Raw genomic sequence first — 6,838 nt, 5'->3', positions numbered from 1 at the left:
GGATCTCGGAGGGTGATATCGTCCGGGTGTTCAACGCGCGCGGCGCCTGCCTCGCCGCGGCGACGCTGAGCGATGGGATGCGCCCCGGCGTCGCGCAACTTCCGACCGGCGCTTGGTACGACCCCGAAAACCCGGCCCAGGACACGCCGACCTGCGTCCATGGAAATCCGAACGTGCTGACCCGCGACGTGGGGACGTCGAGCCTCGCTCAGGGCTGCACGGGTCAGCTTACGGCGGTGGAAGTCGAGCTCTACGATGGCCAGCTTCCCCCGATCCGCGCTTACGACCCGCCGGTGTGAGGACGCTTGCCCGTGTCATGCCGGGTCTGTCCTCGTGCGCTTCAGGACAGCGACTGCGAGGGGTTCGTTAGTCCATCCTGAGCCGGCGCGACCGGGCCGTCTCGTGCCTCGGGGGATGAAGATGGCCCGGTCAAGCCGGGCCAGGACGGGAAGGGAGGCGCGCTTTCTGCATTCCGCGACTTATCCCGGTACCGTCCGGGGGGACGACACCGGGCCCGTCCGTCAAATCCTCCTTTCTCTAAAATCCGGCCTCACCGCGGGGATCATCGCCCCCGTCGCGTCGCACCCGGACACATCGGCCAGCAACGCCCAGATCCGCTCCGGCTGCATCGGTACGTTCGGATCGTTCAGCAGACGATCGAGTTCATCCAATTTCCGCTCATACTCGGCAGCAGACATCCTGACCTCTCAATCTACCAGAGACACCGCGATAGGGCCTGCCAAGAAAGGCGGCCTCGTGGCGTTTGCATGGAGATCGGTAGGCGCTTCGCTGTTGCCAGCCCCCCGTGTGATCAATCCGACGACATCACCGCCGGTGCCAGGGCCGCGATGCCGGCGGCGGGATGTCCGGGATTGCGGAAACGGAGTTCCCCGCCCGGCGCCGCATCAGGCTCACCCAGGCCGAACAATTCCATCCGAGAGGCGAACGTCACCGCGACGACCGGCCGCGCCTCGGGATTGGTCATGAACTGGCGGGCCTCGCCTTCCAGTTCCAGGCGCTCGCGCAGGTCGCGCCATTCCTGACGGTCCGTGTCCTCCACGAACATCGCCAGGATACCCGGCCGCTCGCCCGTCAGCCGCGCCGGCGCGATCGCCGCCAGGCGCCGCCGGATCGCCGTCGCCACCTCGTTTTCCTGTCCAGCCCGGGCGGCCATCACAAACACGCCACCACCGGCGGTTGTCACGGAGAGATGGGCTTCCGGGCCGAATTCGCGCCGGAGCGACGAAACCAGGCCCATGTCCTCGGCCTGCGCACCGGCCAGCAACAGCGGGTCGAGGCGCAGGATGATCGCCTCGTCGTGATCCTGCCGCGCCCTCGTTTCCAGCAGCGCGCGGATGCGCTGATGAAGCCGCGCCAGCGTTTCACGGCTGCCTTCCTCGTCATGCAGCCCGCCGCGCAACCCCAGCGGCAAGGTCATCTTCAGCAAGTAGCGGCCGGGATGCGCGGCGAGCCAGGTCTGCAGGTCAGGGTCGATCCGGTCGGCGAGGCGGAACCAGGCGCCCCGATGCACCAATCGGCCTTCCTCGGCCGTGATGACGTCGCAGGACAATTCAGCTTCGGACCGGTCACGCTTCAGCAGCAGGTCGAACGGCGCTCCGTGCTCCAGGCCGGCGAAGGTCACGCCGAACCCGCGCGCCCGTTGCAGCATGGCGGTCCGGACCATGTGCAGCATGGGCACCAGGGTATTCTGGCCGTCCAGGCCGTCATGCAGCCGTGCCATCAGGCGATCCCGCCCACCCCGTGTCAGCGCTTTCGCCAGAATGGGGATTTCGGCCACGAGGCTCCGCAACGCCCGTTCCGTCACGGTGGCCGGCGCCTGCCGCGCGGCGCGGGCCTTCTCGATCATCAGTTCGACGGCGTGACGCTGCCGGATCGCCTGCCCGGCGCGGCGCCCTCCGGCGGCAAGGTCCCGGATCTCGGTCAGCCGCGCCGTCCAGCGCTTCGATCCGATCAGGGAAACAAAAGGGTCAGCCGACGGTGACGCAGCGTAATGCGGTGCCAAGGGGGGATCGCCGATCTGGTCGCGGGAAAATGAGACCCAAGCAGGCAACAGAACGCAAAGACCGTCAAGACGGGGTCACCCCCAAAACACACAGATCAGTTTCGCGGCAGACGCGCGACAGTCGGTGCATCGGGGTTCTGCGCGCGGTGACGCAGCAAGTGGTCGGCCAGCACGCAGGCCACCATCGCCTCCCCGACCGGCACCGCGCGGATCCCGACGCAGGGGTCATGCCGGCCTTTGGTCATGATCTCGATCTCGTGGCCAAAGCGGTCGACCGACTGGCGCGGGGTCAGGATGGAGCTGGTCGGCTTGACCGCGAAGCGCGCGACGATCGGCTGGCCGGTGGAGATGCCGCCGAGGATTCCGCCGGCGTGGTTGGAGCCGAATTGCACGATCCCATCCTGCATGCGCATCTCGTCGGCGTTTTCCTCGCCGGTCAGCGCCGCGGCGGCGAAGCCTTCGCCGATCTCCACGCCCTTGACCGCGTTGATCGACATCAGCGCGGCGGCCAGGTCGGCATCCAGTTTGCCGTATATCGGCGCACCCAGGCCCGGCTGCACGCCTTCGACCTGCACCTCGATCACCGCGCCGGCCGAGGAACCGGCTTTGCGCACCTCGTTCAGATACGCCTCCCACACCGGGACGGTCTCCGGATCGGGGCAGAAGAACGGATTCTGGTCGACTTGCGACCAGTCCCAGCGCCGCCGGTCGATGCCATGCGGCCCGATCTGCACCAGCGCCCCGCGGATGACGACGTTGCTGCCCAAAACCCGGCGGGCGACGGCGCCGGCGGCCACGCGCATCGCCGTCTCCCGCGCCGAGGACCGGCCGCCGCCGCGATAGTCGCGGATGCCGTATTTCACGTCGTAGGTCAGATCGGCATGGCCCGGCCGGAACTGGGCCGCGATGGCCGAATAGTCCTTCGACCGCTGGTCCTGGTTCTCGATCAGCAGGCTGATCGGCGTACCGGTCGTCAACCCCTCGAACACGCCCGACAGGATGCGGACCTGATCGGGTTCCTGCCGCTGCGTTGTATAGCGGGACTGGCCTGGACGGCGACGGTCGAGGAAAGGCTGGATGTCGCCCTCGGACAGCGGCAGCAGCGGAGGGCAGCCATCCACCACGCCGCCGATCGCCGGCCCGTGGCTTTCGCCCCAGGTCGTGACGCGGAACAGGTGCCCGAAGCTGTTGTACGACATGACGGCGGATCAGCTTTCCAGGATCGTGATGTCCGGCGCGTCCGGGTTCTTCATACCGACGATGTGGTAGCCGCAATCGACATGATGCACCTCCCCGGTCACGCCCTGCGACAGGTCGGACAGGAAGTAGACACCGGCGCCGCCGACATCCTCGATCGTGACGTTGCGCTGCATGGGGGAGTTCAACTGGTTCCAGCGCAGGATGTACTGGAAATCGCCGATACCGCCATAGGCTGCCAGCGTCTTGATCGGTCCGGCGCTGATCGCGTTGCAACGGATGCCGGCCGTCCCCAGATCGGCGGCGAGATAGCGGACCGACGCCTCCAGCGCCGCCTTGGCCACGCCCATGACGTTGTAGTGAGGCACCCAGGCCTCGGCGCCGAGATAGGTCAGCGTCAGCAGGCTGCCGCCCGGCTTCATCATAGGCACGGCACGCTGGGAGACCGCCGTGAAGGAATAGCAGGAGATGTCCAGCGCCTGGAGGAACGCGTTGCGCGGCGTATCCAGGTAACGCCCGCGGAGATACTGCTTGTCGGCGTAACCGATGGCGTGAACCAGGAAATCGAGCCCGTCCCAATGCTGGCCGAGCGCCTTGAACGCCTCGTCGATGCTGGCGTCGTCGGCGACGTCGCAAGGAAACGCGAGGTCGGACCCAGCCTTGTTCGCCAGGGGACGCACGCGGCGTTCCAGCGCCTCGCCCTGGTAGGTGAAGGCAAGCTCAGCCCCCTGGGCCGCGCAAGCCGCGGCGATGCCCCAGGCAAGCGAGCGGTCATTGGCAACGCCCATGATCAGGCCACGCTTGCCACGCATCAGCGTACCCTGGATGGGGGGAGTTGCCGCAGCGCTATCGGCCATGCTGTTCCTCTTGCTGCCGTCGTCGTCAGCGACTGTTTCGCTAGCTTCGTCGTGGCACACCGCGCCCGGATCGGGCAAGAGGCCGCGCGCGATTCGCGTCCTTATGCCAGCCTGGGTTGATCGTGACCCTAGTCCACGTTCACCCCATCAAGGTTCGGCTTGGCCGCACAGGCGCCGACTGAAGCCGCTGTTTGGCCCTATCCCATGCGCGCGGCAGCGGCGCGTACCGGTTTGCCCGGAGGCTTACGGGCGGGCCGAGCGACGGGCTTGGCGCCCTTTGGCCGAAGGGCGGGCGCCGGTTCGGCCGCCTTCCCGTTGGCTTTGACCTTGATGCGGGGCGCGTCCCGGCCCTTGGACGGTCTGGCGGACACGTTCAGGTCCTGACCGGTCATCTCCTTGATCAGACTGGTATAGCTGGCAAGGTAATCCTTCATCGCCAGGTGCTTCTCGGCGTACGCGCGCGCCTTGGTCCGCAGGTTCGCGGACAGCTTCTTGTCTTCGACAACGTTCAGGATGTCCCGCGCCAGCAGCTTTGGCTGAAGGAACGGGGTCAGCACACCCGTCTCGTTCGGCGTGATGAACTCGTTCACCGTGGGGGTGTCGCCACCGATGATCGGGCACCCCATGGCCAACGCCTCGCGCAGCGACCAGGAGGCGACGAACGGATAGGTCAGATAGACATGCGCGTCCGACCGGCGCAGGGCGGAGACATAGACGTCATACGCCACACGCCCCGGAAACACGACGCGATCCAGGTCGATATCGGCGCCGACCTCTTTCAGCATGACCTCGCGCCAGGTGCCGCCTTGCGGGGGCGCGGCGCCATAGCTGACGCCGTCGCCGCCGATCATGATGACTTTCAGGTCTTTGCGCGCCCGCATCAACGCCGGCAGCGCCCGCATCATCGAATGGAAGCCACGATACGGCTCCAGGTCGCGGGAGACATAGGTCACCAGCTTGTCGGAGGGTCTGATCGCCATGCCGCCGACTTTCAGCGTCTTGCGGCGCACCGCCGGATCGGGGCGGCAGACGTCCAGGTCGACGCCTTCCCACAGCAGCCTGATCCGCTTCCGGGCCCAATCGGGGTAGGTCGACAACTGCCAGTTCGTCGGCGACTGTCCGACGCCGCCCAGGTTCAGCGCCAGGTGGTTGATCGCGTTCTTCGCCCGTACCCGCCCGTAATCGGACGGGTCGCACGGGAACTCCGGATCAAAGCCGACATCGGCTCTGTCATGCTGATAGTAGAACTCGAAATAACCCAGCATCGGGGCGTTCGGCCAGACATCGCGCAGGTTGAGCATCTCGCCCCAGCCATGATGGCCGATGATGATATCGGGTTCGAACCCCAAATAGCGCAGGCCCCAGGCGGCCTTGAACACGGCCTCGGCCCGCCGCATGCCGTTGTCCAGTTCCCGGGCCGACAGGTGCGTCTCCGGAATGTCCAAGGTGGGCCGCTGATAGGGGATTTTGCGGACCCCCGGGATGAAGTTCTGGTTCGGCTCGCAGATGAACAGGATCTCGTGCTCGCCCGACCGGACGAGGTGCCGCAGGATATGCAGGAACTGTCCAGGGAAATTCTGATGAACGAAGAGAAATCGCACGATATCCGTTCCGTCTGGCCTGGCCGCGTCAGCCCATGATCCGCCCCGGTCCGGGCAACCTGCGGACCGGGAAACAGGACCTGCGAACGATCACTTCTGCCGCGAACGGGCGGCCGGTTTCTCGGCAGGCTTCACCGGCGCACGGGCCGGCTGCCTTTTCTCGACCGGCTTCTTCTCCGCGCCGGCTCGCGGCTGGATGCGGATCTGGAAGGATTCCAGCGCCGCCGCGCTTTCGGCCTCACAAGTCTCGCCGTTGCTCTTGGGACCGACCGAGCTGCCGTCAACGAAGGTCGCGCTATAGCTGACGTCGAATGCCTTCGCCGCGTCGTTCTTCAGCCGGACCTTGATGCCCAGCAGCGGCAGGGCCATGCCGCGGCTGCCGCAATACTTGCCGCCCTCTACCCAGGGCGACAACCAGTTGCGGCCAAGCACGGCCTGGTACTCGATGTCCGTCAGGGCAATGCCGGCGCGGGGCGCGAGGCCGAAGCCCTCCACCCATTGCTTGCTGCCCTTCACGCCCAGCCAGTCGCCAAGATCGCAGGTCACGTCGCCCATCCGCTGCACATGCGCCATCATCTCGGGCAGGGCGTCGGGCTTGGCGGGCGCCTCGGCTGTCGCGGCAGCGGCTTTCGTTCCGGAGGCGGCGTTCGGCGCCGCGGCGGCAATCGCGGGCGCGGCGGCCGGCGCCACCGGGTCGCCGGACAGGCGCAACACCTGCAGGCGCGGGGCCGCGTCCTGACCTTTGTCCTGATAGATCGTGACCAGGATCTGCGCGGTCCCGTCCGTCACCCGAACCAGCGCGGCGGTGCCGTTCAGCCACCCATCCTCCCGGAACGTCGAGACGCTGACCGCCTCGGGGCGGCCGGCAATTCCGGGCGCCGGGGTGACGCGCACGCCAGGCAGCGACGTCACCGGATCGGGGACCGGGCTGCCCGGACTTTGAAAAAGGCAAAACAGACCAGATTCAAGCGTCATCAAATGCGCCGTGACTTGCAGCTCAGAGACCCGGCTTGCCGGTCCTTGCGGCGCCGCCACGCCAGCATTCGCTGCCTCCGCTCGGTTTTTCGTCTGATCCGCGCTCAGGCCTTCAGGCATTCGACTGTCTCGCTCTTTCGGTGAGAGTGTCATTTCTCGGCGTGCATAGCAAAGTCATGGGCCCG

7 protein-coding genes are annotated in these 6,838 nt (G+C 66.9%); 1 reads left to right on the top strand and 6 read right to left on the bottom strand.

All coding sequences use genetic code 11. The annotated features are described in order from the left end of the window. The coding region (locus VHB27_RS10850; protein ID WP_325600181.1) for a molybdopterin dinucleotide binding domain-containing protein at positions 1–299 on the top strand (299 nt) is incomplete at its 5' end. Positions 300–521: 222 nt separating this feature from the next. On the opposite strand, the gene VHB27_RS10845 is transcribed toward VHB27_RS10850, so the two are convergent. The 6 genes from VHB27_RS10845 to VHB27_RS10820 form a co-directional block, all read right to left on the bottom strand. Continuing rightward, positions 522–698 (bottom strand): hypothetical protein, encoded by a 177-nt coding sequence (locus tag VHB27_RS10845; RefSeq protein ID WP_325600179.1) that lies wholly within the window; start codon positions 696–698, stop codon positions 522–524. 113 nt (positions 699–811) lie between these two features. Continuing rightward, positions 812–2,023, bottom strand: coding sequence for a hypothetical protein (locus VHB27_RS10840; protein ID WP_325600176.1), 1,212 nt, complete (start codon positions 2,021–2,023; stop codon positions 812–814). 95 nt (positions 2,024–2,118) lie between these two features. Then, positions 2,119–3,222, bottom strand: coding sequence for a chorismate synthase (aroC, locus tag VHB27_RS10835; RefSeq protein WP_325600174.1), 1,104 nt, complete (start codon positions 3,220–3,222; stop codon positions 2,119–2,121). Positions 3,223–3,231: 9 nt separating this feature from the next. After that, complete coding sequence (fabI, locus tag VHB27_RS10830; protein ID WP_325600172.1) at positions 3,232–4,077, bottom strand: enoyl-ACP reductase FabI; 846 nt, start codon at positions 4,075–4,077, stop codon at positions 3,232–3,234. Between the two features lie 197 nt (positions 4,078–4,274). Continuing rightward, positions 4,275–5,678 (bottom strand): glycosyltransferase, encoded by a 1,404-nt coding sequence (locus tag VHB27_RS10825; protein WP_325600170.1) that lies wholly within the window; start codon positions 5,676–5,678, stop codon positions 4,275–4,277. A gap of 90 nt (positions 5,679–5,768) precedes the next feature. Next, entirely contained in the window at positions 5,769–6,590 is an 822-nt protein-coding gene (locus VHB27_RS10820; RefSeq protein ID WP_325600168.1) for a hypothetical protein, read from the bottom strand. Between the last annotated feature and the right edge of the window lie 248 nt (positions 6,591–6,838).

Origin of the sequence: Rhodopila sp., assembly GCF_035548235.1 — a bacterium.
GTDB lineage: Bacteria > Pseudomonadota > Alphaproteobacteria > Acetobacterales > Acetobacteraceae > Rhodopila.
This window is presented reverse-complemented; position numbering and strand designations above follow the sequence as displayed.

Bases quoted from the DNA above. Each gene is read 5' to 3' on its own strand.
- fabI (WP_325600172.1), bottom strand. From the start codon at position 4,077: ATGGCCGATAGCGCTGCGGCAACTCCCCCCATCCAGGGTACGCTGATG.
- VHB27_RS10845 (WP_325600179.1), bottom strand. From the start codon at position 698: ATGTCTGCTGCCGAGTATGAGCGGAAATTGGATGAACTCGATCGTCTG.
- aroC (WP_325600174.1), bottom strand. From the start codon at position 3,222: ATGTCGTACAACAGCTTCGGGCACCTGTTCCGCGTCACGACCTGGGGC.